This window comes from Duganella callida (assembly GCF_004614165.1).
Classification (GTDB): domain Bacteria; phylum Pseudomonadota; class Gammaproteobacteria; order Burkholderiales; family Burkholderiaceae_D; genus Rugamonas; species Rugamonas callida.
The window spans coordinates 17,495-40,892 of sequence record NZ_SPVG01000182.1; the positions used below are offsets into that span (position 1 = coordinate 17,495).

Consider the following 23,398-nt stretch of genomic DNA (forward strand, 5'->3'; position numbering starts at 1 on the left):
GTATCAATATCCTCACACCCGTGCGTTTTTCGGCATCAAAATCCCTGTTCTTTCCATGGTCTGCGTGTAAGATTAATTAATTACACGCAACGCCTTCCGGCTGGCGCGTGCCGTTTGGAGGAAGACCGTGGTTCAAGACCTTGCGTCCGCAGGGTTCGCCTTGCCTATCGGCTTGGGGCAGCAGGCGGACGGAATTTACATCGATCTGACGATGAGTCAGGCGGCGCTGACCGCCGCGATCACGCACGTGTTCCAGTCGGGCCGGTATTTGGCCGGGCTGAACTATGCGGCGCTGATCAAGGCGCTGTACGGCGTGGGGCCGGACACCGGCAGCGCCGAGGCGCTGCGGCTGGCCGACTCGGTACGGGTGTTCGACGGCAACCGCCTGCGTTTCTACAAGCATCCCAAGATGAGCCTGTCCTATGCCGAATACTACTTCGAGCAGCTGTACCTGGACGAGGAGACCCTGCCCGACGGCACCGTGATCCCCGAGCGGCCGGTGGCGCTCGACATCGACGAATTCATCGCCGACATGTGGAACAAGGGCATTCAATTCGGCATCGACGTGGCGGCGGTGCAGGCGGCCATGGCGTCGACGCGGCCGGAGCGCATCACCTTTGCCACCGACCTGGCGCCCGAACCGGGCCAGGACGCCACCGTGATCGAGGTCTCGCAGGACCTGCACCGCAGCGACGCGCCCAAGGCGCGGCCCGACGGCCGCATCGACCTGCAAAGCTTCCAGAACCGTTTCCCGCAGATCAAGGCCGAGGCGCGGCTGCTGAAAAAACTGCCGCCCGTGCCGGGACTGCCGGGCTTCGACCTGGCTGGGCGCAAGACGGAACCGCCGCCGCCCAAGGATCTGACGCTGCGCTTCCTGGCCGGCGAGGGCACCGAGGCGCGCATGTTCGAGGACGGCGAATACCTGGTCTCCACGCGCGAGGGCTTTCTCAGCGTCGACGCCAAGTCCAACCGCATCTCCATCACCGACAAGATCGTCAGCCTGGAGGGCGTGAGCGGCCGCACCACCGGCAATCTGCAACTGGCCGGCGCCTATGAGGAATATGGCGACGTGCAGGAACAGCGCGAAGTCACCGGCAGCGACATCACGGTGCACGGCAACGTCTACGGCAATATCACCTCGCGCGGCGGCACGGTGGTGCTGGACCAGAATCTGGTCAGCGGCAGCGTGCACAACGCGGCCGGCGACATCCGCATCGCCGGCGTGGCCTCCAACGCCGTGATCTGCGCGGCCGACGGTGCGATCAACATCCAGCGCGCCGAGAACTGCGTGATCTCGGCGCAGCGCGTGACGGTGGCCGAGGCGTCCAACTGCGAGATCATCGCCGACGAGGTGCGCATCGAAATGGCGGAAGGCTGCGCGGTCGCCGGCCGCAACGTCGAGATGGAGAGCGCCGGCCCGCGCCGCCGCACCGAGATGATCATCTACGTGCTGGTCAAGGACGTGGCATCGTTCGACCAGGAGATCGCCGCGCTGGGGGCGCGCATCGCCGCCTTCGAACAGGCCAACCAGGCCAGCGAGGCGGAGGCCGAGCGCCTGGCCGCGCTGCCGGACGTGCGACGCTATCTGGCGCTGTCGGCCAAGCTGCGCACCCAGGAGCTGATGCTGACGCCCGAGCAGGGCCAGATCCTGCGCAAGATCGCCGGCGCGGTGGCGGAAGAGATGACGGCGCTGCAGAAGGCGCGCCACGAGCTGCAGGTGGGCCAGACGCAGCACAAGCTGCTGCAGGACCGGCTGGCGCGCGTGATCGAACAAAAGATCGAGGCGGCCGGCATCGCCCGCTGCGGCCTGCATCTGGTCAGCGGCGAGACCATGGTGCGCACCATGCCGTTCGCGGGCGACACCGCGGCGCTGCTGCAGCTGGCGCCGAAAGACCTGAAACAGCGCCTGCGCGGCACCCCCAGCGGCGGCGAGGTGTTGTTCGCCGACAGCGCCGGTTCGCTGGACTGGCACCTGACGGCGCATCCGCGGCCCGCCCAGTCCTGAGCGGCTGGCGCAAGGCCGGCGGAAATGCTAATCTTGGGTTCATCAAAAAAGTAAAGGAGCACCGCTCCGACGTACATTCTTCCTTGGGGATAGCACTGTGTCAGACGACGCGACGGCGCAGCAACAAAATGCGGAAGGCGATGCGTCTTCAGCGCTCGTCAGGCGGGCCGACGGCGTGTATTTCGCCGCCGACGCCAGTCCCGCGGCCTGTCTCGCCGCCGTCAGCCAGACCTTTCTCGCCAGCGCCTATTTCGCCGGTCTCGATTACGCGGTATTCAGCAAGATGCTGTACAACGTCGGCCCCGATTTGCCGGAAAAGCTGCGCGCGCTGCCGCTGCTGCGCTTTGCCGACAGCATCGAGCCGTTCCAGCCGGCGCGGCGCGCGCTGTACAAGACCGTCAAGGTGATCAACGGCGAGGCCGAGTACTATTTCGAGCCGGTGTTCTTCGAGGTGCCGGACCTGCCGCCGCAGCCGGCGCAACTGAAGTTCGACGAGTTCGTGGCCGACATGTGGGTCAAGGGCATACGCTTCGGCATCGACGCGCCGGTGGTGCGCGACGTGATCGCCAACGGGCGCCTGGCGCGCATCACGGTGGCGCGGCGGCTCAACGCCATGCCGGGCAAGGACGCCGCGATCGTGGAGGTGTCGCAGGACCTGCACCGCAACAACGCGCCCAAGGACAAGGGCGACGGCCGGCTGGACTGGCAGCAGTTCCAGAACCGCTTCCCGCAGGTGAAGCCCAACGTCAAGCTGTTGCGCAAGGTGCCGGCGGCGCCGGGCGTGCGGGGCTACGAGTTGTCCGGGCTGGTGCTGGAACCGCCGCTGCCGCGCGATCTGGAACTGACCAGCGTGGCCGGCGAGGGCACGGTGATCGAACATCTGCGCGGCGGCGAGTTCCTGGTGTCGGCGGTGGAGGGCTTCCTCAGCATCGACCCAGGCAGCAAGCGTGTCTCGATCGGCCCCAAGATCATCAGCCGCGAGGGCGTCAGCGCGCGCACCACCGGGAACCTGCAGCTGACCGGCGAGTACGAGGAATTCGGCGACGTGCAGGAACAGCGCACGGTCGAAGGCGGCAACATCACCATTCACGGCGACGTGTTCGGCAATATCGTTTCGCGCGGCGGCGACATCGTCCTGAACAAAAACCTGATGGGCGGCAGCGCGCTGAATGCCGACGGCGCGATCCGGGTGAAAGCCGTGGCGTCGGGCGCGGTGCTGCAGACACGGCGCGGCGAGGTGGTGCTGGCGCGCGCCGAGAGCTGCATCATCTCGGCCAGCCGGGTGGTGATCGGGGAGGCCAGCAACTGCGAGATCATGGCCGACGAGGTGGTGATCAAGGTGGCCGAGGGCTGCGCCATCGCCGCGCGCAAGATCGAGATCCAGCACGCCGGCCCGCGCCGCCAGAGCGAGATGCTGTTGCACGTGCTGGTGCCGGACACCGCCAAGTACGACAAAAAGATCGTCGATCTGCAGATCCGGGTGACGGCGGCCGCGCGCGAGGCCGATGTGCGCAAGGCCGAGATGGATGCCATCACCAGCCAGACCGAGGTACGCAACTACCTGACCCTGGCCAACCGCGTGCGCAAGCGCGAGGTGACGCTGACGCCGGAACAGGTGACGCTGTTCCAGAAGATGGCGGAAGCGGTGGGGCCGTCGCTGCGCCAGGTGGCCAAGATCTCGCTGGCCTTGAAGGCGGCGCAGGTGCAGCAGGAGCAGGTGCAGGAAGAAGCCGGCCAGGTGGCCCGGCAGAAGCAGGCGCTGATACGCGGCTCGCGCTGCGTGGTGGAGCTGCTGACCGGCGACGTGCTGTTGCGCAGCATGACCTTCGTGCCGGGCGAACCGCCGCCTTACGACCGGCCGGCAAAGGAAGTGAAGACCAGGGTGCGCACGGCGGCGCCGGGCACCAGGGTGCTGCACGCCGGTCCGATCGGACCTATCCGCTGGACGCCGGAGCTGGACCTGTAAGCGCGGCGGCCAGCTCGCGCGCGTAAGCCGGCAGCTCGGCGGCGTCGCGCATGCAGATCAGCAGATGGCGGTCGGCCCAGTCGTCGGCCAGCCTGACGATGCGCAGCGCGTCCGGGCTGCGGCGCGCGGCCGTCTCCGGCAGGATCGCCAGGCCGGCGCCGCCGGCGGCCATGCGGCAGATCGCCTCGAAGCTGCGCAGCTTGATCTTGACGTGCAGATGGCGGCCCAGCCGCGCGGCCTGTTCCGTCACGTGCTGCTGCAGCGCGCTGGCGCCGGCCAGGCCGATGAAATCATGCTCCAGCGCGCGTATAAACGGCATGCTGCGTTTCCCCTTGAGCTGCCGCGCCAGCGGATGGCCGCGCGCCATCGCCAGCACCAGCGGATCGCGGCGGAACGGCAGCGTATGCAGGTTGCCGTGATCGACCGAATCGGAAATGATGCCGATGTCGGCGGCGCCGTCGGCGATGATCCGCACGATCTCGCGGCTCACGCGTTCCTCCAGATTGATGCTCAGCTGCGGATGCGCGGCCATGAACGCGGCCAGCGCATCGGGCAGGAATTCGGTCATGGCCGAGGTGTTGCACAGCAGGCGCACCTGGCCTTTGAGGCCGGAGGCGAACGGGGCCAGATCGGCGTGCATGTCCTCCACCTGGCGCAAGATGGTGCGCGCATGCTGCAGCAGCGTGCGGCCCGCTTCGGTGGGCTCGGCGCCGCGCCGGCTGCGCTGCAGCAGCGCCACATCGAGCGCTTCCTCCATGCCGCGGATGCGGGCGCTGGCCGAGGGCAGCGCCAGATGCGCGCGCTGCGCGCCGGCCGTGATGCTGCCGCTTTCGGCCACGTGGATGAACAACTGCAGGTCGGTGAGATCGAAGCGCATGATGGTTTAGCCTACGGATAATCCGAAGTCTGACTCAGTATATTCCAGATTTTCGAGGACCGCGCGAGCGGGCAGAATAGCCACATGACCATCCTGTTTATCGCCTGCGTTTTGATCCTGGCCGGCCTGGTGAAAGGCGTGACCGGCATGGGCCTGCCGACCGTGGCCATCGCCCTGCTGAGTTTGCGCATGCCGCCCTTGCAGGCGGCGGCGCTGCTGATCGTGCCTTCGTCCGTCACGAACATCTGGCAACTGGCTGCCGGGCCGGCGCTGTATCCGCTGTTCCAGCGTTTCCGGCCGCTGCTGCTGGCCGTGTGCATCGGCACCTGCGGCGCCGGCCTGCTGGGCGGCGCGCCATGGAGCGGTGTCGTGCTGGGCGTGGCGCTGGCCGGCTATGGCCTGCTCGGCCTGACCGGCTGGCGCATGCGGGTGGCGCCGTCCGCCGAACCCTGGGCCGGACCGGTGGCGGGAGCCATCACCGGCCTGCTGGCCGGCGTCACGGGCGTGTTCGTGATGCCGGTCGCGCCCTATCTGCAGGCGCTCAATCTGAGCAAGGATGATCTGATCCAGGCGCTGGGCATGGCGTTCACTGTCGGCACCCTGGCGCTGGCCGTGACGCTCACGCTGCGTGGCGAATGGCATGCCACGGCGGCCGGCGGCTCGCTGCTGGCACTGATACCGTCGATCGTCGGCATGCAGCTGGGCCAGTGGCTGCGTGACCGCATGGCGCCGGCCGTCTTTCGCCGCTGCTTCTTCCTCGCCCTGCTGGCGCTGGGCCTCCACCAGTTGCTCCGCTAACATCGGGGTCAGAGCCGACATTCGGACACGAGCCCGACCTTAAACGGTGACTTTGCCGCGCAGCAGTTTGCGGGCGCTGTCCTTGGCTTTGCCGTCCAGGCGGCGGCGCTGCGAGCTGCGCGTCGGTTTGGTCGGGCGGCGCACGGCCGGCAGTACCGCCACGCTGTCGATCAGCTCCTGCAGGCGGCGCAGGGCGTCTTCCTTGTTGGCTTCCAGGCTGCGCGCCTGCTGCGCTTTCAGCACCACCACGCCGGCCGCGGTGATGCGGCTGTCGCGCAGGGCCAGCAGCCTTGCCTTGATGTGCTCCGGCAGCGATGAGGCGACGATGTCGAAACGCGCATGCACGGCATTGGAGACTTTGTTCACGTTCTGCCCGCCCGGCCCCTGGGCGCGGATGGCGCTGAATTCCACCTGGTTCGGATCGATTATCATCGGCCGATTGTAGCAAACTCGCCCAGGCACGGGGTTGGTTGATGCTGGTCAATGCCTGTGGGAAAGGCCGCGGTTACGATGGGTCCTGCTGTTCTCCGAACGAAAGGATCATCATGTCTTCATCGAAAACGCAGGTCAACGGTCCGCGCCAGTTCCTGGCTTTTCGGCTCGGCGGACTCGATTACGCGCTGGACTTCGACAAGGTGCAGGAGCTGCGTCCCCTGCAGGCGCTGGAGCGCTTTTCGTCGGAAGGGGAAATCATCAGCGGGGTGGTGGTGTCGCGTGGCGTGATCATGCCGATCGTCGACATGCGCATCGCGTTCGGCCCGCGCCCGCCGCAGCACGATCCGCTGACCGATGTGATCATCCTCAAGCTGTCCAGCTGCGTGATGGGGATGGTGGTGGATGGCGTGACCGATATCGTGTCGCTGACGCTGGAGCAGATCGAACCGATCGCCGGCGCCGGCGCGGTCGATTATCTGGTGGGACTGGGTGAGGTGGACGGGCGCCGGCTGATCGTGGTCGATATCGATAAGCTGATGTCGATCCGCAAAATCCAGTTCGGCGCCCGCCAGGCCGCCTAGTTCACCGCCTCCAGCTGTTCATTCAGTTCCAGCCACTGTTCTTCCAGCTCGCCCAGGTCCTTGCTGTAGTAGGCCTGGTCGGCCAGCAGCTGTTTCAGCTTGGCCTTGTTGGCGGCGTCGTAGATGGATTCCTCGCCCAGTTGGGCATCCACATCGGCCTTCTGCGCCGTGCGCTTGGCGATCTGTTCGTCCAGGCGCTTGATCTTCTGTTCGATCGGCTTGCGCAGCGCGGACAGGCGCTGGCGTTCTTCCGCATCCTTGCGTTTCTGTTCCTTGCTGTTGACCGCCGGCGCGGCCGCCGCGGCTTTCGGCGGCGCCACCGGCGACGACGATGGATACGCGGTTTTGTTGTCCTTGCCCGCCGCCGGCAGCACGTCGGTGCCTTTCCCCAGCTTGGTCTGCAACAGCCAGTCCTTGTAGTCATCGAGGTCGCCGTCGAACGGCTGCAGCTTGCCGTCGGCGACGATGATGAACTGGTCGGTGGTGGCGCGCAGCAGGTGACGGTCGTGCGATACCACCACCAGCGTGCCTTCGAACTGGGCCAGCGCTTCGGTCAGCGCTTCGCGGGTTTCCAGGTCCAGGTGGTTGGTCGGTTCGTCCAGCAGCAGCAGGTTGGGGCGCTGCCAGACGATCAGGGCCAGCGCCAGGCGCGCCTTTTCGCCGCCGGAGAACGGCGCGATCTTTTCGGTGACCATGGTGCCGGGGAAGTTGAAGCCGCCCAGGAAGTTGCGCAGTTCCTGTTCGCGCGTGGTCGGCGCGATCTTGGCCAGGTGCCACAGGGGCGATTCGTCGTGACGCAGCATTTCCACCTGGTGCTGGGCGAAGTAGCCGATGTTCAGGCCCTTGCCGGTGGTCGATTCGCCGGTCAGCGGCGCCAGCTCGCCGGCGATGGTCTTGATCAGCGTCGACTTGCCGGCGCCGTTGACGCCCAGCAGGCCGATACGCTGGCCGATCTGCAGCGAGAAGTTGACGCCGTGGACGATGGTCTTTTCGGTGACTTCGCCGGTCCTTTCGTTTTCGCTGCGGTAGCCGGCGTCGACATCTTCCATCACCAGCAGCGGGTTCGGTGCGCTCAGCGGCTCGCGGAATTCAAACGAGAATTCGGCGGCGGCGCGCAGCGGCGCCAGTTCTTCCATCTTGGCCAGCGCCTTCATGCGGCTCTGCGCCTGGCGCGCCTTGGAAGCCTTGGCCTTGAAGCGCTCGATGAACGATTCCAGGTGGGCGCGCTTGCGCTGCTGCTTTTCCAGAGCGCCGGCGGCCAGTGCCATCTGCGCCGCGCGCTGGCGCTCGAAGGCCGAGTAGTTGCCCGAGTAGCGTTTCAGCTTGCGCTCGTCGATGTGGACGATGACGTTGACGATTTCGTCGAGGAAGTCGCGGTCGTGCGAGATGATGATCAGCGTGCCGGCGTAGCGTTTCAGCCAGTCTTCCAGCCAGATGATGGCGTCCAAATCCAGGTGGTTGGTCGGTTCGTCCAGCAGCAGCAGGTCGGAAGGGCACATCAGCGCCTGCGCCAGATTCAGGCGCATGCGCCAGCCGCCGGAGAAGCTGGCCACCGGCTGCTGCATCTGGTCCAGCGAGAAGCCCAGGCCGAGCAGCAGCTGCTCGCCGCGCGACTGCACGGTGTAGGCGTCGGCGTCGGCCAGGGCGCTGTAGATTTCACCGATGGCGAGGCCGTTTTCGGTCGATTCCGGCAGCGATTCCAGGCGCGCCAGCTCGTCCTGCAGCTTGCGCAGGTTGACGTCGCCGTCGATGGCATAATCGAGGGCGGCGCGCTCCAGCGGCGGGGTTTCCTGCGCCACGTAGGCGACGCGCCATTTGGCCGGGAAGTCGATGTCGCCCTGGTCGGGGTGCAACTCGCCGCGCATCATGGCGAACAGGCTGGATTTGCCGGCGCCGTTGGCGCCGATCAGGCCGATCTTGTCGCCGGGGTTGAGCGTGACGTCGGTCTGCTCCAGCAGCGGCTTCACGCCGCGCATCAGGCTTACTTGGTTAAAACGGATCATATTAAATCTTCAGCTGGTCGGCGGTCAGCAGGAACACCATATCGTCGCCGGCGCTGGTGGTGAGCCAGGTCAGGCCCAGATGGCCGAAGGCTGCTTCGGCAAATTCCTTTTCATTGCCGATTTCGACGATCAGCAGACCGTCATCGGTCAGCCGCTTTGCGGCGCCGGCGACGATGCGGCGCACGATGTCCATGCCGTCCTTGCCGCCGTCCAGCGCCAGTTCCGGCTCGGCGCGATACTCCATCGGCAGCTTGCTCATCGACGACGAGTTCACGTACGGCGGGTTGGTGATGATCAGGTCATACTTCTTGTCCGGCACGTTGGCGTACAGGTCGGACTGGATCAGCGTCAGGCGCTCGCCCAGTTCGTAGTCGGCGACATTGCGCCGGGCGACTTCCAGCGCGTCGGCTGAGATGTCCACCGCGTCCACCGCCGCGTCGGGGAAGGCGTCCGCCATCATGATGGCCAGGCAGCCGGAGCCCGTGCACAGTTCCAGGATGTTGGCCACATTCTCAGGCTCGTTGACCCACGGCGCGAAGTATTCCGGTATCAGTTCGGCGATGAAGGAGCGCGGCACGATGGTGCGCTCGTCGACGTAGAACTTGTAGCTACCCAGCCACGCCTCGTTGGTGATGTAGGCGGCCGGCACGCGCTGGTTGATGCGGCGGTCCAGTACCGCCATCACCGCCGCGATCTCCTCGGGCAGCAGTTTGGCGTCCAGGAACGGGTCCAGGCGGTCCAGCGGCAGCTTGAGCGTATGCAGGATCAGGTAGGCCGCTTCGTCGAACGCTTCCGCGCTGCCGTGGCCGAAGAACAGCTGGGCGGTGTTGAAGCGGGTGACGGCATGGCGCAGCAGGTCGCGCGGCGTGGTGAAGGGAGTCGTGTTCATGGCGCTTTAGGTCAGCAGGTTTTCCAGCGTACGGCGGTAGATGTTCTTCAGCGGATCGATGAAGCGCAGTTCGATGTGCTCGTCGATCTTGTGGATGCTGGCGTTAGGGGGACCGAATTCTATCACCTGCGGGCAGATCTGCGCGATAAAGCGGCCGTCCGAGGTGCCGCCGGTGGTCGACAGTTCGGTCTCGACGCCGGTCTCGCTCTTGATCGCCGCCGACAGCGCGTCGCTCAGCGTGCCGCGCGGAGTCAGGAACGGCAGCCCGCTCAGCGCCCACTTCAGGTCGTAGGGAAGGTTGTGCTTGTCGAGGATGGCGTGCACGCGGCGCTTCAGGTCTTCGTGGGTGCTGGCGGTGGAGAAGCGGAAGTTAAAGTCGATCACCATCTCGCCGGGGATGACGTTGTTGGCGCCGGTGCCGGCGTGGATGTTGGACATCTGCCAGGAGGTCGGCAGGTAGTATTCGTTGCCGTGGTCCCAGACCTCGGCCGCCAGTTCCGCCAGCGCCGGCGCGCCCAGGTGGATCGGGTTTTTGGCCAGCTGCGGGTAGGCGATGTGGCCCTGCACGCCCTTGATGGTCAGTTTGCCGGACAGCGAGCCGCGGCGGCCGTTCTTGATCATGTCGCCCAGGGTCTCGTCGGAGGTCGGTTCGCCGACGATGCAGTAGTCCAGCGTCTCGCCGCGTTCCTTCAGCAGATTGCAGACCACCACGGTGCCGTCGGTGGCAGGGCCTTCCTCGTCGCTGGTGATCAGGAAGGCGATCGAGCCTTTGTGATCCGCGTGTCTGGCGATGAACTCCTCGCAGGCCACGACGAAAGCGGCGATCGAGGTTTTCATGTCGGCCGCGCCGCGGCCATACAGCTTGCCGTCGCGGTGAGTCGGGGTGAAGGGCTGCGAGCGCCATTGCTCGACCGGCCCGGTCGGCACCACGTCGGTGTGGCCGGCAAACACCATCACCGGCGCGGTGGTGCCGCGGCGCGCCCACAGGTTGGTGACGCCGTTCGATACGATGGTCTCGCAGGCGAAGCCCAGCGGAGTCAGGATGTCGATCAGGTGCTGCTGGCAGCCCTTGTCGTCGGGCGTGACGGAGGAGAGGGCGATCAGCTTTTCGGTCAGGGCCAGGGTTTTGGATGGGGTCATGTCTCAGCCCTTGAAGATTTGTTGGTACTGCGCGTCGGAGAAGCCGACCGCGTACTGATCATCCTTGACCAGCACCGGGCGCTTGATCACGGACGGATTTTCCAGCATCAGCGCGATGGCCGCCTCGTCGTCGGTGATGGACGCCTTGCGCTCGTCGGACAGGGCGCGCCAGGTGGTGCCCTTGCGGTTCACCAGCACGTCGCGCGACAGGTGTTTGAGCCAGTCGGCCACGGTGTCGCGGGTCAGACCCTGCTTTTTGAAATCGTGGAATTCGAATGCATGCTGATGCTCGGCCAGCCAGGTGCGAGCTTTTTTGACGGTATCGCAGTTCGGGATGCCGTAGACGGTAATGGTCATGATAAATCGCTGAAGTTATGCGGGCGGCACAGCGCCCCGTGGAACCCGTTAGCATACCATGGCCGGGAAGGTGCCGATAGTTACCGCGCCTGCGGCGGCACGCCTGCACGCCGGCAGGAGGCTCAAGTGTTCAATGTGAATTCGGTGAAGGAAGCTTCACCGGGAGTGGCCTTGGCTTCCGGCTCGGGCTGGGCGGCCTTGCTGGCCGGGCCATTATTCAGGAGCCAGAGGAGATTGGTGGCGGAATCGGCGTTGGCCAGCGCTTCGTCCTGGCTGACGATGCCGTCCCGCACCAGCTGCAGCAAGGCTTGCTCGAACGACTGCGAGCCGGGTGACAGGCTTTTCTCGATGGCTTCCTTGATCTGGCCGATCTCGCCTTTTTCGATCAGGTCCGCCACGTAGCGGGTGTTGACCATGACCTCCACCGCCGCCGAGCGCGTGCCGCCGTTGAGCGAGCGCACCAGGCGCTGCGAGACGATGGCCTTGATGGTGGTCGACAAATCCTGCAGCAGCGCCGCGCGGTTCTCGATCGGGTAGAAACTGATGATGCGGTTGAGCGCGTTGTAGCTGTTGTTGGCGTGGAGCGTCGCCAGCACCAGGTGGCCCGATTGCGCGTAGGCCAGCGCGGCGGCCATGGTTTCCTTGTCGCGGATTTCGCCGATCAGGATGCAGTCCGGTGCCTGGCGCATGGAATTGCGCAGGGCGGTGGCGAAGTCTTTCGCGTCGCTGCCGATCTCGCGCTGGTTGACGATGGATTTCTTGTTGCGGAACAGGTACTCGATCGGGTCTTCCAGCGTCAGGATGTGGCCGGAGCGCAGTTCGTTGCGGTGGTCCAGCATGGAGGCGATGGTGGTCGATTTGCCCGAGCCGGTGGAGCCGACCAACAGCAGCAGGCCGCGCTTTTCCATGATCAGGTCCGCCAGTACAGCCGGCAGCTGCAAATCGGCCAGTACCGGGATCGTGGCCGGCACGAAGCGGAACACGGCGGAGATGCTGCCGCGCTGCCGGAACGCGGACAAACGGAAGCGCCCCAGGTTGGGCACCGACACGCCCATGTTCAGTTCATTGGTGTCGGCCAGTTCGTCCAACTGCGCCGGGGTGCAGATTTCCGCCAGCAGGGCCTGGATATTGTCCGGCTCCAGCTTCTGCTGGTTGATCGGAATCAGGTTGCCGTTGATCTTGATGTGCACCGGAGAATTCACCGCGAAGAACATGTCCGACGCGTTTTTTTCCTTCATGAGCTGGAACAGGCGGTCCATGGCCATGGCAAATCCTCCGGTGGGTCTTACATTTATACGCCGCGCAGCAGTTCGTTGATGCCGGTCTTGGCGCGGGTCTGGGCGTCCACGCGCTTGACGATCACGGCGCAGTACAGCGAGTACTTGCCGTCGGCCGAAGGCAGCGAGCCGGAAACCACCACCGAACCCGAAGGGATGCGGCCGTAGCTCACTTCACCGGTGGCGCGGTCGTAGATCTTGGTCGACTGGCCGATGTACACGCCCATCGAGATCACCGAGTTCTCTTCGACGATCACGCCTTCGACGATTTCCGAACGCGCGCCGATGAAGCAGTTGTCTTCGATGATGGTCGGATTGGCCTGCATCGGTTCCAGCACGCCGCCGATGCCGACGCCGCCCGACAGGTGCACGTTCTTGCCGATCTGCGCGCAGGAGCCGACGGTGGCCCAGGTGTCGACCATGGTGCCTTCGTCGACGTGGGCGCCGATGTTGACGTAGGAAGGCATCAGCACCACGTTCTTGCCGATGAAGGAGCCGCGGCGGGCGACGGCCGGCGGCACCACGCGGAAGCCGCCCTTGGCGAAATCGTCGGCGCTATAGTTGGCGAACTTGGTCGGCACCTTGTCGTAGAACTGCATGGTGCCGTCCGACGGCAGGGCGACGTTGTTCTCCAGGCGGAACGACAGCAGCACGGCCTTCTTGACCCACTGGTTGACCACCCAGCTGCCGGTGGCCTTGTCGGCCACGCGGATGGTGCCCGCGTCCAGGCCGGCCAGCACGTGCGAGACGGCGTCGCGCAGTTCGGCCGAACCGGTGGCCGGGGTGATGTTCGCGCGGTCTTCCCAGGCGGTTTCGATGATGTTCTGGAGTTGTTGGCTCATGATGTTCGACTCTTATGGATGGAGGGTTTTGCAGAATTGGACGATGCGCCGGGCCGCTTCCAGGCCTTCCGCCGTCTCGGCGACCAGCGCCATGCGGATGCGGTTGGCGCCCGGATTGACGCCGTGCGCCTCGCGCGCCAGGTAGCTGCCCGGCAGTACCGTGACATTATATTCGGCGTACAGGCGCTGGGCGAATTCGGTGTCCGACAGGCCGGTGCGGCTGACGTCGGCCCACAGGTAGAAGCCGGCGTCCGGCAGTTCCACGTCCAGCACTTCCTTCAGCAGCGGCGTGATGGCGTTGAACTTGGCGCGATATTGCGCGCGGTTCTGTTCGACGTGGGTCTCGTCGTTCCAGGCCGCGACCGATGCAGCCTGCACGGTGGCGCTCATGGCGCCGCCGTGGTAGGTGCGGTACAACAGGAATTTCTTCAGCACGTCGGCATCGCCGGCGACGAAGCCGGAGCGCATGCCCGGCACGTTGGAGCGCTTGGACAGGCTGCTGAACACGATCAGGCGCGCATACGGATGGTCGACGGTGGCCAGGCCCAGTTGATGGGCCGCCTCCATCGCGCCCAGCGGCGGCTGCTCGCCGTGGTAGATCTCGGAATAGCACTCGTCGGCGGCGATGATGAAGTTGTAGCGTTCCGACAGGGCGAACAGGTTCTCCCATTCGGTCAGCGACAGCACGGCGCCGGTCGGGTTGCCGGGCGAGCAGACAAACAGCAGGGCCACGCGCTGCCAGACTTCCGGCGGGATGCTGTCGTAATCGCAGCCGAAGTTGCGCGCCGGGTCGGAGTTGACGAAGTACGGCTCGGCGCCGGCCAGATAGGCCGCGCCTTCGTAGATCTGGTAAAACGGATTCGGGCTGACCACCACCGATTTCGCGTCCTTGTCGATCACCGCCTGCGCCAGCGCGAACAGCGCCTCGCGCGAGCCGTTCACCGGCAGCACCTGGGTGGCCGGATTCACTTTCGGCAGGTTGTAGCGGCGCTCCAGCCAGTTGGCGATGGCGCCGCGCAGTTCCGGCGTGCCGATGGTGGTCGGGTAGACGGCCAGGCCATCCAGATTGTCGACCAGCGCCTGCTGGATGAATTTGGGCGTAGGATGCTTGGGTTCACCCATGCCGAGGCTGATCGCCTTGTATTCCGGGTTGGGCTTGACCTGCTCAAATAACAGGCGCAGTTTTTCGAACGGGTAGGAGTGCAGCTTGTCGAGATATGGATTCACTGGCGGACCGGATGCGGATCGTTGAACGTGGCCGGTCATTATAGCGCCTCGCAGGGGCACGGTCATCCATGCTAAATTAGCAAACTAAATAAAGAGACAAGGCAGGCGTAGCGATGGAACAACACGAAATAACGCTGGGGCAGGAAGTCAGCCGCCGGGTGATGGCGGCGCGGCTGGCCGTGGGGCTGGCGCAGGGGCTGCTGTTGTACTGGCTGTACAGCGCGAGCCGCGATGTGCTGTGGCCCGCCACCGCGCCGTACGCCATGGTGCCGCTGACGCTGGTGATGCTGGTGCTGCCGGTGCTGCTGATTTCCAGCCTGGGACACCTGAAGCCGCGCCAGGCGGCCATCTGGTTGGGGAGCGCGCTGCTGGTGCTGCTGGCGCTGGCCTGCCACGATGTCTGGCGCGACGCCCAGGGACGCACGCTGATGAGTAACTGGGAACACAAGGCGGTGTATTCGCCGTCGGAGATGGTGGCGCTGTTCAGCGTCGTGTTCTTCTTCATTGCGCACGCGCTGGTGATGGCCGGGGCGCAGGACCGGCGCCTGGTCGCGGCCTACGATACCTATTTCGAGGCGGCGTGGAAGCTGGGCATACAGCTGCTGTTTTCCGCCTTCTTTGTCGGCGCGCTGTTCTTCGTGCTGAACATGGGCGCGCAGCTGTTCATGCTGGTGCGGCTGGACTTCCTGCACAAACTGCTGCGCGAGTCGTGGTTCAACGTGCCGGTGATCTGCGCGGCGTTTTCCTGCGCCATGCACGTCACCGACGTGCGGCCGGCCATCGTGCGCGGCATCCGCACCCTGCTGCTGGTGCTGATGTCATGGATATTGCCGGTGGCGGTGGTGATCGTCACCGGCTTCCTGTGCACCTTGCCGTTCACCGGGCTGGAGGCGCTGTGGGGCACGCGCCACGCCACCTCGGTGCTGCTGGGGACCACGGCGCTGCTGCTGGTGCTGGTCAATGCCGCCTTCCAGAACGGCGATGCGAAAGTGGCCCTGCCGCTGCGGGTGAGCGCGCGCATGGCGGCGATCCTGATGCTGCCGGTAACGCTGGTTGCCATCTATGCGCTGGCGCTGCGGGTACAGCAGTATGGCTGGAGCGCGGACCGCGTCAGCGCCGCGGCGTGCCTGGTGGTGGCGTTCTGCTACGCCGCCGGCTATGTGTGGGCAGCCTATCAATACGAGACTTGGCTGCGGCCCATCAGCATCGTCAATGTGATCGCCGCCTTCCTGATGTTGGCAGTGCTGTTGGCCTTGTTTACGCCGATCGCCGATCCGGCGCGGATTGGCGTCAACAGCCAGCTGGCGCGGCTGGCCAAGGGGAGGGTCAGCGCCGACAAATTCGATTTTCAGTATCTGCGCTTTGACGGTGCGCGCTATGGCCGCGCGGCGTTGGAGCAGCTGAAGCAGCGCAGCACCGGCGCCGATGCCGCGCAACTGCGCAGCGGCGCCACGGCGGCGCTGGCGATGGCGGACAAGGACCGCTGGCAGTTGCGCAAGCAGTTCACGGCGCCGGCATCGCTGGCGCAAAACCTGACGGTGTGGCCGGCCGGGGCTCAACTGCCGGCCAGCTTCCTGGCGCAGAAATGGGAGTCGCTGCCGGATCAGCAAAAGCCGGATTGCCTGACCGGCAAGAACGGCAAATGCGACGCCTTCATCATCGACGCGGACGGCGACGGCAAGCCGGAAGTACTGCTGATCGACACGCCCCAGCCGGGCAGCGGCCAGCTGTTCGCGGAGGGCGCCATGGGAGGCTGGGCCGTGATCGGCACCATCGGCTATGAGAACACGGCCTGCAAGCCGTTGTTGGAGAAGCTGCGCCGGGGCGAATTCACCCTGGCCGCACCACGCCTGAAGGAACTGGAGGCAGGTGGCCGCCGTATCCCTTTCAAGCCGCCGTTCGCACCGAACGAGGAGTGCGACCAGATCAAATAAGATCGGGGTCAGAGCCGACATTCGGACACGAACTCAGCCATATGGTGCGGGTGGCTCAGAGTTCGGCCAGCAGCTCGGCGGTGCTGCGCACATAACCCATGATGGGGAAGATGTTTTGCACCGAAAACTGGTGCATCTCGGCCTTCAGGCTGGACATGGCATCTTCCGCGAACACCAGCGCGTAGCCCAGGTCGTGCGCTGCGCGCGCCGTCGATTCGACGCCGATGTTGGTGGCGATGCCGGCCATGATCAGGGTCTTGATGCCGCGACGGCGCAGCTGCTGGTCCAGCCCCGTGTCGTAAAAGGCGCCCCATTGGCGCTTGTCGATCACGATGTCGCCGTCCTGATAGCCGGCTTCCGCCACGATTTGCCAGGCTTGCGGCGGCGCCGGCGGGGCGGAGGGATCGCGCGAAACGGAAATCTGCGATGGCAGACGCAGTATCTCATTGACCAGCACGCGCACGTACACCACCGTGCCGCCGGCCTGGCGCATGGCGGCGGCCAGCCTGGCGCCGTTGCCCACCACCTGTTGGGCGGAATGCGGCGCCAGCTCTCGCGCCACGTTGCTGTTCTGTAAATCGATCAATATCAATGCGGTGCTGTTGGCTTCCATCGTTTTCTCCTGAATGTGAGGGTATCCTCAGATATTGTAACGTATAATCTGAGGATGTCCTCAGATATCGCAAAAACGCCCAGAAGAAAGCCGCAGCAACTACGCGGCGAGCAGCGCGTGGCCACCATGCTGGATGCCGCCGCCGCCGTGTTCGCGGAAGCCGGCTACGATGCCGCTACCATGACAGTGATCGCCGAGCGTTCCGGTTCGTCGATAGGCGCGGTGTACCAATATTTCCCTAACAAGCTGGCGCTGGCCCGTGCGCTGCGAGAGCGCTATGGCGAGGAGATGGCGCAACGCTGGAGCGGTGTAATTGCCGATGCCGGGCAGGTGAGCGTGGCGGCGCTGGGCGAACGGGTGATCGATCTGATGGTCGGGTTCTTTGACGAGCATCCAGCCTATTTCGCCCTGATGAACGCCACGCCGGGCTTTCGCCGCAGCGAGGAATCGCGCTACCGTCTGCGCGCGCAGCTAGGCGCGGCGCTGCGCGAGAAGAAGCCGGAATTGGGGCAAGAGGAAGCGCTACGCATCGCCAACGTGGCGCTGCAAATCGTAAAGTCGCTGAATCCCTTGTATGCGCAGGCGTCCACGGGCGAGCGCCGCGAGCTGGTGGCGGAGTACAAGCTGGCGCTGGCGGCCTATCTGAAAAGCCGCCTGCACAAGTAATCAGGCGGCTTGCGCCAGTTGCGCGGGCGCGCTCCATACCTGCTGGGCGACGCGCATCATGTTGCGGCCGAGGACCATGGCGGCGTCGGTCTCGTTCATGCCGACGCGGCGCAGCGCGGCCGGCAGTTCGCGCCAGACGTCCGGCGGCGTAAAGCTGGGCGGCTTGTCCGCAATATAGCCGGCGGACGCGGGCCACCAGTACGTTGGGTCGAAGGCGCCGGGCGGAGTGTCGTCCAGGTCCGGTTGCTGGAAGCAGATGTCCAGGCCGATGCCGGCGTGTTTGACGCCCACCAGATCGGCGATATAGGCCACGTGGCGCGCGACGTCGTCGGCATCGGGCCGCTCGGCGCCCAGGAAGAACGACAGGCCGGAGACGCACACCACGCCGCCGGTCGCCGCGCAGGCGCGTATCTGTTCGTCGGTGACGTTGCGCCCGTGCTGCACCAGCGTGTAGGGATTGGCGTGGCTGAAGATCACCGGCTGCGACGAGGCGTTCATGATATCGAGGCTGCACAGGCGGCCGGTGTGCGAGCAGTCCATCAGCATGCCGGCGCGGTTGACCGCCTCCACCATACGCTGGCCCAGGGGCGTCAGACCCTGCGGTTCGTCGTGGCAGCCGCCGGCGACGCGGTTGTTGCGGTTATAGGCGAAGTGGATCTGGCGCACGCCCAACTGGGCGTACAGGTCGACCATGTCCGGCTGCTCCATCAGCGGCAGCGCGCCTTCGAGGTCGAAGCCGACCGCCATGCGGCCTTCGGCGGCGGCCAGGATGATGTCGTCCACGCTGGAGACCAGCACATAGCGCTCGGGATCGGCGGCGATGGTGGCGCGGTAGCCGGCGATCACCGACATCACCTGCGAGACCGGGTTCATATCGGCGCCCACGTTCAGCGACACATAATTGACCCCGGCCGCATGCAGGCGGCGGACAGGCGTGAAGTCGGCCAGCGGATGCTGCGGCAGACAGGCATGGGCGTCCCAATTGATCATGGCATGGTCTTTATCAAATAAGCCAGCTTGCATGATAAACCAGAACGGAAGGGTGGTGACCACCTGAATGTTCGAGGGCTGGCCTGGCGCGATGATTTATACTGGCGGCTTTTCACCGGTATAACAAAATAAAGGCCGACATGTCTTTTTCCTCGCTGGGCCTTGCTCCCTCGCTGCTGAACGCCATCACCGAAATCGGTTATCAGGAACCGACCGCCATCCAGCGCGAGGCGATTCCTGTCATTCTGCGCGGCGGCGACGTGCTGGGCGCGGCGCAGACCGGTTCCGGCAAGACGGCCGCCTTCGCGCTGCCGCTACTGCAGTCGTTGCTGCAGGCGTCGCAGGATCGTCGTAGTCCGCGCCAGCTGCATGGCCTGGTATTGGTGCCCACGCGTGAACTGGCGGCGCAGGTGGGGGAGGCGATCCGCAAGCTGGCCGCGCATCTGCCACAGCCGGTGAAGACGGCCATCGTCTTTGGCGGCGTCTCGATCAACCCGCAGATGCTGGCGCTGCGCGGCGGCGCGGATATCGTGGTGGCCACGCCGGGCCGTCTGCTCGACCTGATCGATCACAACGCGATCAAGCTGTCGCAGACTTCCGTGCTGGTGCTGGACGAAGCCGACCGCCTGCTGGACCTGGGCTTCAGCGAAGAACTGAACCGCATCCTGGAACTCCTGCCGGCCCGGCGCCAGAACCTGTTCTTCTCCGCGACCTTCCCGCCGGCGGTGCAGAGGCTGGCGGACGGCATGCTGCACCAACCGACGCGCATCGGGGTGTTGTCGGAGGCGGTCAGCCAGCCCGATATCCGGCAGCGCGCGATCAGGATCGATACGCCGCGCCGCACCATGCTGCTCAAGCACCTGATCCAGGAACACAAGTGGTCCGGGACGATGGTGTTCGTGGCGACCAAGTATGCGGCCGAACACGTGGCCGAAAAACTGCGGCGCAACGGCATCCACGCCACCGCCTTCCACGGTGAATTGAGCCAGGGCGCGCGCACGCAGGCGTTAACCGATTTCAGGGTCGGCTATTTGCAGGTATTGGTCGCCACTGACGTGGCGGCGCGCGGCATCGATATCGCCGGTCTGCCGGCCGTGGTCAACTACGACCTGCCGCGTTCCGCCGTCGATTACACCCACCGCATCGGCCGCACGGGACGCGCGGGACAGGGCGGCGTGGCGGTCAGCTTCATCACCGCCGACGCCGAACAGCATTTCCGCCTGATCGAGAAGCGCCAGAACCAGCGCGTGGAGCGCGAGACGATCGCCGGCTTCGAGCCGACCGAGGCCGCCCCGCAGCCAGCCAGCGGTGTCACCGATACCGTCAATGGCGGCATCAAGGGCAAGCGCAAGAGCAAGAAGGACAAGCTGCGCGAAGCGGCGACGCGCGCCGCCGGCGAATAAGCTAGCTTCCCCGGAACTGTTTGCGGTAGGCGGACGGCGAGGTCCGCAGCGTGGTCCGGAAATGCTGACGCAGCGACAGCGCCGAACCGAAGCCCGCCTCCTGCGCCACCATTTCGATGGAAGCATCACTGCGCTCCAGCATGCGCTGGGCGTGCGTCAGCCGCTGGTTCAGCAGCCACTGCTTGAATGAAGTGCCGGTCGCCAGCCGGAAGTGGCGGGTGAAATGGCGCCGGCTCATGGCGGCGCGTGCGGCCAGCGCATCGATGCTGTGCTCCTCCTGCAGATGCCGTGTGACCCAGTCCAGCACATCGTTGAAGCGGCAATCGCTGGGGCTGACCGGCAGCGGACGCTCGATAAACTGCGCCTGCCCGCCCTGGCGGTGCGGCGCCACCACCAGCTGGCGCGACACGCGATTGGCCACCTCCGCGCCGCACAACTGGCGCAGGAGATAAAGGCAGCAATCCAGTCCCGCCGCCACCCCGGCCGAGGTGAGGATATCGCCATCGTCCACGTACAGCACCTCGCGATCCACCGTCACCGTCGGATGGCGTTCGATCAGCGTATGGGCAAAGGCCCAGTGTGTGGTGGCGGTGCGCCCGTCCAGCAGCCCCGCCTCGGCCAGCGGAAAGGATCCCAGGCACAGGCCGACCAGACGCGCGCCGCGTCGGTGCGCGCGGCGCAGCGCGTTCAGTAGCGCCGGCGCGGCGGGGCGGCAGTCGTCATGCCAGGTCGGCACGATGACGATGTCGGCGCTGCTCAGCGCGCGCAGCGTATGCGTGGTGGCGATGTCGAAACCGCCGGTGGTACGCAGCGGCGGCGGATCGGCGGAGCAGACGCGCAGGTCGAATTGCTCCAGGTCCCGGAACACCAGGCTGGGAACGGACAGGTGAAACGGCGTGATGCCGTCGAAGGCGATCACCGCTATTTTGCGTTTTGCGGACATGGCCCGATTATATCGAATGTTTGCCTTCGGGCCGCTGTCGGATGCGCCGCGTCGGGCGCACAATGTCTCCATCAACACATTCATCCAGGGAGAACAGCATGCGCAGAGCTTTGATCGTGATCGACGTACAGAACGAATATGTCACCGGCCAGATGCCGATCGAATACCCGCCGCTGGACGTCTCGCTGCCGAACATCGCGCTGGCGATGGACGCGGCGCAGGCGGCCGGCATCCCGGTGGTGGTGGTGCAGCACGATCTGCCGCCGGCGGCGCCGGTGTTCGCCATCGGCTCGAAGAACTGGGAACTGCACCCGGTGGTGGCGGAACGTCCCGCGACGCACCGCATCAACAAGAACATGGCCAGCGTCTTCACCGGCACCGATCTGGCGGACTGGCTGGCGGCGAACCGGATCGACACGCTGACCATCGTGGGCTACATGACCCACAACTGCAACGCCGCCACCATTTACGAGGCCGCGCATCGCGGTTTCAACGTCGAAGTGCTGTCCGACGCCACCGGTGCGCTGCCGTATCAGAACGCGGCCGGCAAGGTCACGGCGGAAGAGATGCACCGCGTGTTCAGCACCGTGTTCCACTCGAACTTTGCCGCGGTGGTCGGCACGCGGGACTGGATCGCCGCAGCAGAGGCGGGCCGTGAGATCGGCCGCGACAACCTGTTCCTGTCCAACCAGCGCGCCCGTGGGTTGGCCTGACGGCGATCAGCCGCCGACGCGTTTGGGCTTGTAGCCCTGCTTGACCAGTTCGGCCATCACGCGTTCGCAATGGTCGCCCTGGATTTCCACGACGCCGTCCTTGACGGTGCCGCCGGAGCCGCAGGCGCTGCGCAACTGCTTGCCCAGCGCCGCCAGCGCGTCGGCGTCCAGCGGCAGGCCGCGCACCAGCGTGACCGTCTTGCCGCCGCGTCCCTTGGATTCGCGCGAAACCTTGATATTGCCGTCGCCGGCCGGCTTGGCCTTGGCGGTGCTTTTGCAGACGCAATCGGCCAGCGGCTTGCGGCAGTCCGGGCACATGCGGCCGGTTTCGGTGGAGTAGACCAGGGCCATGGCTCAATCCTTCAGCAAACGTGGCATCAATACATCGAAAAAGCGCTGCTGGTCCGAGGACAAACAGACCTTGGCGTTGGCGGCGCCGGGCTGCTCGCGCGTGTAGCCATCGTCGCTGACGGCGATGCGCAGCGGCGTGGTTGCGCACACCGACGGGTCGAGCATCCACACCACCGGCACCACGTCGAACAGCGACGGCATATTGCTGGACCATGGCTGATAAGCGTCGATCCACTGGTGATAGAGCAAGGCCAGCGCGTCGGTCACGGGCGAGCCGTGGCCGAGCAGGGCGTTGCGCTCCACCTCATCGAGACGGATCTGGGTCGAATCGACCGGGAACATCACAATCGGCACACCGGCGCCGAACAGCCTTTGCGCGGCGCCGATGTCGGACACGATATTGTATTCCTTGTCGGCCGGGCGCGCGGGCACATACTGCGACTTGCGGTAGCCGCTGCGCACCGAGCCGCCCATCATCACCACTTGTTTGAACTTGCCGAAGCCGGCCGCGTCGCGCGCGATGGCGGCGCCGACATTGGTCAGTGGGCCCAGCGCCAGCAAGGTAATCTCGCCGGGCTGGCGCCTGGCCTGCTCCAGCATGAAATTGACGGCGTCTATCTTTGCCGGCAGCTGGCCGCGGCGGGCGTAGCGCGCCTGCGTGAACGGCTGCGGATTGCCGCTGCTGGCGATGCCCTGGGCGACCGGAATGCGGCTGTGGCCAGTCTCGCGCAGCATGCGCTCCAGCAGTTGCGCGCGCAGGGCCGTATCGCCCCAGGCGGTGGTGATGCCGACGATCTCGATCTCGGGACTCTGCAACAGCAGGCCCAGGGCGAAAGCATCATCGATATCGTCGCCGATATCCATATCGACGATCACCTTCTGCGGCGCCGCCTGAGCGGCCATGGCGCAGGACAACGCCAATACGGAAAGCAGCCCGCGCAGCGGCCGGGCAAAAGCGTAAGTCATGTAAATCCCCGAAGCATGGAAGCGCGAATTTTACACCGGGGTCAGGTCTTCCATTGCGTCACGAGCTCTGCTGTAGCCGTGGCTACAGCAGAGCTCGTGACGCAATGGAAGACCTGACCCCGGATTATGCCCCTGGATTAGTTGGCGACGAGGGCGATGCGGCGCTTGATGCGCTCGGCTTCGGCGCTGTCGCCGGCTTGCTCGGCGCGCATGGCCTGGACGCCCAGCCACGCCAGCAGCGGGCGGCGCCAGCCTTGCGCGGAGGCGGTATCGACTGCGCCAGCCAGCACTTGCGGATTGGCGCGGTGGGCGCGCAGCAGGACGCCGCTGGCCACCAGCTTCGATAGCGGATCGCTGATGGCCTGGACGGCGGCCGCCGCCGCGGCGTCGCTGGGCGCGGCGGCTACGGCCTGGTGCTGGGG

Annotated in this window: 22 protein-coding genes and 1 pseudogene; 8 read left to right on the forward strand and 15 right to left on the reverse strand. The window is 65.6% G+C overall.

Translation table 11 applies throughout. The features are described from left to right. The first annotated feature begins 127 nt into the window (after positions 1–127). A complete protein-coding gene (locus E4L98_RS18180; RefSeq protein WP_229257448.1) occupies positions 128–2,005 on the forward strand; it encodes a flagellar assembly protein A in 1,878 nt (625 codons plus the stop codon). 97 nt (positions 2,006–2,102) lie between these two features. Further along, positions 2,103–3,971: a flagellar assembly protein A gene (locus E4L98_RS18185; protein ID WP_135202961.1), complete on the forward strand. Its 1,869-nt coding sequence runs from the start codon at positions 2,103–2,105 to the stop codon at positions 3,969–3,971. Here the strand turns inward: E4L98_RS18185 and E4L98_RS18190 are convergent. Further along, entirely contained in the window at positions 3,940–4,848 is a 909-nt protein-coding gene (locus E4L98_RS18190) for a LysR family transcriptional regulator (RefSeq protein WP_135202962.1), read from the reverse strand. The two genes, E4L98_RS18185 and E4L98_RS18190, sit on opposite strands and share 32 nt — an antisense overlap. A gap of 84 nt (positions 4,849–4,932) precedes the next feature. On the opposite strand from E4L98_RS18190, the gene E4L98_RS18195 reads away from it, so the two are divergent. Further along, a complete protein-coding gene (locus tag E4L98_RS18195) occupies positions 4,933–5,646 on the forward strand; it encodes a sulfite exporter TauE/SafE family protein (RefSeq protein ID WP_135202963.1) in 714 nt (237 codons plus the stop codon). Positions 5,647–5,685: 39 nt separating this feature from the next. On the opposite strand, the gene arfB is transcribed toward E4L98_RS18195, so the two are convergent. Continuing rightward, complete coding sequence (gene arfB / locus E4L98_RS18200; protein WP_135202964.1) at positions 5,686–6,078, reverse strand: alternative ribosome rescue aminoacyl-tRNA hydrolase ArfB; 393 nt, start codon at positions 6,076–6,078, stop codon at positions 5,686–5,688. Positions 6,079–6,191: 113 nt separating this feature from the next. Between arfB and E4L98_RS18205 the strand changes: the two genes are divergently transcribed. Further along, entirely contained in the window at positions 6,192–6,662 is a 471-nt protein-coding gene (locus E4L98_RS18205) for a chemotaxis protein CheW (protein WP_135202965.1), read from the forward strand. Here E4L98_RS18205 and E4L98_RS18210 read toward each other — a convergent pair. The 7 genes from E4L98_RS18210 to dapC form a co-directional block, all read right to left on the reverse strand. Continuing rightward, positions 6,659–8,665 (reverse strand): ATP-binding cassette domain-containing protein, encoded by a 2,007-nt coding sequence (locus E4L98_RS18210; protein WP_135202966.1) that lies wholly within the window; start codon positions 8,663–8,665, stop codon positions 6,659–6,661. The genes E4L98_RS18205 and E4L98_RS18210 overlap by 4 nt on opposite strands. A 1-nt stretch (position 8,666) precedes the next feature. Continuing rightward, positions 8,667–9,554, reverse strand: a complete 888-nt coding sequence (gene prmB / locus E4L98_RS18215; RefSeq protein ID WP_135202967.1) for a 50S ribosomal protein L3 N(5)-glutamine methyltransferase — start codon at positions 9,552–9,554, stop codon at positions 8,667–8,669. Positions 9,555–9,560: 6 nt separating this feature from the next. After that, the gene (gene dapE, locus E4L98_RS18220) at positions 9,561–10,694 is read right to left on the reverse strand and encodes a succinyl-diaminopimelate desuccinylase (protein ID WP_135202968.1); all 1,134 of its coding nucleotides are present in this window, start codon (positions 10,692–10,694) and stop codon (positions 9,561–9,563) included. A 3-nt stretch (positions 10,695–10,697) separates the two neighbouring features. Next, a complete protein-coding gene (locus E4L98_RS18225) occupies positions 10,698–11,051 on the reverse strand; it encodes an ArsC family reductase (protein WP_135202969.1) in 354 nt (117 codons plus the stop codon). 122 nt (positions 11,052–11,173) lie between these two features. Then, complete coding sequence (locus E4L98_RS18230) at positions 11,174–12,316, reverse strand: PilT/PilU family type 4a pilus ATPase (protein ID WP_135202970.1); 1,143 nt, start codon at positions 12,314–12,316, stop codon at positions 11,174–11,176. A gap of 26 nt (positions 12,317–12,342) precedes the next feature. Beyond that, complete coding sequence (gene dapD / locus E4L98_RS18235) at positions 12,343–13,170, reverse strand: 2,3,4,5-tetrahydropyridine-2,6-dicarboxylate N-succinyltransferase (protein WP_135202971.1); 828 nt, start codon at positions 13,168–13,170, stop codon at positions 12,343–12,345. A gap of 12 nt (positions 13,171–13,182) precedes the next feature. Beyond that, positions 13,183–14,397 carry a succinyldiaminopimelate transaminase gene (gene dapC / locus E4L98_RS18240; protein ID WP_135202972.1) on the reverse strand — a complete coding sequence of 405 codons (1,215 nt, stop codon included), beginning with the start codon at positions 14,395–14,397 and terminating at the stop codon, positions 13,183–13,185. Between the two features lie 113 nt (positions 14,398–14,510). Between dapC and E4L98_RS18245 the strand changes: the two genes are divergently transcribed. After that, on the forward strand, positions 14,511–16,331 hold the full coding sequence (locus E4L98_RS18245; protein ID WP_135202973.1) for a DUF4153 domain-containing protein: 1,821 nt from the start codon (positions 14,511–14,513) through the stop codon (positions 16,329–16,331). A gap of 55 nt (positions 16,332–16,386) precedes the next feature. Here the strand turns inward: E4L98_RS18245 and E4L98_RS18250 are convergent, their stop codons facing one another. Further along, on the reverse strand, positions 16,387–16,944 hold the full coding sequence (locus E4L98_RS18250; RefSeq protein ID WP_135202974.1) for an isochorismatase family protein: 558 nt from the start codon (positions 16,942–16,944) through the stop codon (positions 16,387–16,389). Positions 16,945–16,998: 54 nt separating this feature from the next. Between E4L98_RS18250 and E4L98_RS18255 the strand changes: the two genes are divergently transcribed. After that, a complete protein-coding gene (locus E4L98_RS18255) occupies positions 16,999–17,610 on the forward strand; it encodes a TetR/AcrR family transcriptional regulator (protein WP_229257449.1) in 612 nt (203 codons plus the stop codon). Here the strand turns inward: E4L98_RS18255 and E4L98_RS18260 are convergent, their stop codons facing one another. Next, positions 17,611–18,600 carry a dipeptidase gene (locus tag E4L98_RS18260; protein ID WP_135202975.1) on the reverse strand — a complete coding sequence of 330 codons (990 nt, stop codon included), beginning with the start codon at positions 18,598–18,600 and terminating at the stop codon, positions 17,611–17,613. It abuts the gene before it with no gap. Positions 18,601–18,740: 140 nt separating this feature from the next. On the opposite strand from E4L98_RS18260, the gene E4L98_RS18265 reads away from it, so the two are divergent. After that, entirely contained in the window at positions 18,741–20,003 is a 1,263-nt protein-coding gene (locus E4L98_RS18265; RefSeq protein ID WP_135202976.1) for a DEAD/DEAH box helicase, read from the forward strand. A 1-nt stretch (position 20,004) separates the two neighbouring features. On the opposite strand, the gene E4L98_RS18270 is transcribed toward E4L98_RS18265, so the two are convergent. Then, complete coding sequence (locus E4L98_RS18270; protein WP_205746770.1) at positions 20,005–20,946, reverse strand: GlxA family transcriptional regulator; 942 nt, start codon at positions 20,944–20,946, stop codon at positions 20,005–20,007. A gap of 98 nt (positions 20,947–21,044) precedes the next feature. On the opposite strand from E4L98_RS18270, the gene E4L98_RS18275 reads away from it, so the two are divergent. Continuing rightward, positions 21,045–21,659 carry an isochorismatase family protein gene (locus E4L98_RS18275; RefSeq protein ID WP_229257450.1) on the forward strand — a complete coding sequence of 205 codons (615 nt, stop codon included), beginning with the start codon at positions 21,045–21,047 and terminating at the stop codon, positions 21,657–21,659. Positions 21,660–21,665: 6 nt separating this feature from the next. Here the strand turns inward: E4L98_RS18275 and E4L98_RS18280 are convergent, their stop codons facing one another. The 3 genes and pseudogenes from E4L98_RS18280 to E4L98_RS18290 form a co-directional block, all read right to left on the reverse strand. Beyond that, the gene (locus E4L98_RS18280; protein ID WP_135202979.1) at positions 21,666–22,010 is read right to left on the reverse strand and encodes a translation initiation factor Sui1; all 345 of its coding nucleotides are present in this window, start codon (positions 22,008–22,010) and stop codon (positions 21,666–21,668) included. Between the two features lie 3 nt (positions 22,011–22,013). Next, positions 22,014–22,976, reverse strand: coding sequence for a nucleoside hydrolase (locus tag E4L98_RS18285; protein ID WP_135202980.1), 963 nt, complete (start codon positions 22,974–22,976; stop codon positions 22,014–22,016). A gap of 137 nt (positions 22,977–23,113) precedes the next feature. Then, positions 23,114–23,398, reverse strand: a pseudogene (locus E4L98_RS18290) (hypothetical protein); the annotation flags it as partial.

Coding starts and splice junctions, on each gene's coding strand:
- E4L98_RS18190 (WP_135202962.1), bottom strand. CDS start 4,848: ATGCGCTTCGATCTCACCGACCTGCAGTTGTTCATCCACGTGGCCGAA.
- E4L98_RS18195 (WP_135202963.1), top strand. CDS start 4,933: ATGACCATCCTGTTTATCGCCTGCGTTTTGATCCTGGCCGGCCTGGTG.
- arfB (WP_135202964.1), bottom strand. CDS start 6,078: ATGATAATCGATCCGAACCAGGTGGAATTCAGCGCCATCCGCGCCCAG.
- E4L98_RS18205 (WP_135202965.1), top strand. CDS start 6,192: ATGTCTTCATCGAAAACGCAGGTCAACGGTCCGCGCCAGTTCCTGGCT.
- E4L98_RS18210 (WP_135202966.1), bottom strand. CDS start 8,665: ATGATCCGTTTTAACCAAGTAAGCCTGATGCGCGGCGTGAAGCCGCTG.
- prmB (WP_135202967.1), bottom strand. CDS start 9,554: ATGAACACGACTCCCTTCACCACGCCGCGCGACCTGCTGCGCCATGCC.
- dapE (WP_135202968.1), bottom strand. CDS start 10,694: ATGACCCCATCCAAAACCCTGGCCCTGACCGAAAAGCTGATCGCCCTC.
- E4L98_RS18225 (WP_135202969.1), bottom strand. CDS start 11,051: ATGACCATTACCGTCTACGGCATCCCGAACTGCGATACCGTCAAAAAA.
- E4L98_RS18230 (WP_135202970.1), bottom strand. CDS start 12,316: ATGGCCATGGACCGCCTGTTCCAGCTCATGAAGGAAAAAAACGCGTCG.
- dapD (WP_135202971.1), bottom strand. CDS start 13,170: ATGAGCCAACAACTCCAGAACATCATCGAAACCGCCTGGGAAGACCGC.
- E4L98_RS18245 (WP_135202973.1), top strand. CDS start 14,511: ATGGAACAACACGAAATAACGCTGGGGCAGGAAGTCAGCCGCCGGGTG.
- E4L98_RS18250 (WP_135202974.1), bottom strand. CDS start 16,944: ATGGAAGCCAACAGCACCGCATTGATATTGATCGATTTACAGAACAGC.
- E4L98_RS18255 (WP_229257449.1), top strand. CDS start 16,999: ATGTCCTCAGATATCGCAAAAACGCCCAGAAGAAAGCCGCAGCAACTA.
- E4L98_RS18260 (WP_135202975.1), bottom strand. CDS start 18,600: ATGATCAATTGGGACGCCCATGCCTGTCTGCCGCAGCATCCGCTGGCC.
- E4L98_RS18265 (WP_135202976.1), top strand. CDS start 18,741: ATGTCTTTTTCCTCGCTGGGCCTTGCTCCCTCGCTGCTGAACGCCATC.
- E4L98_RS18270 (WP_205746770.1), bottom strand. CDS start 20,946: ATGTCCGCAAAACGCAAAATAGCGGTGATCGCCTTCGACGGCATCACG.
- E4L98_RS18275 (WP_229257450.1), top strand. CDS start 21,045: ATGCGCAGAGCTTTGATCGTGATCGACGTACAGAACGAATATGTCACC.
- E4L98_RS18280 (WP_135202979.1), bottom strand. CDS start 22,010: ATGGCCCTGGTCTACTCCACCGAAACCGGCCGCATGTGCCCGGACTGC.
- E4L98_RS18285 (WP_135202980.1), bottom strand. CDS start 22,976: ATGACTTACGCTTTTGCCCGGCCGCTGCGCGGGCTGCTTTCCGTATTG.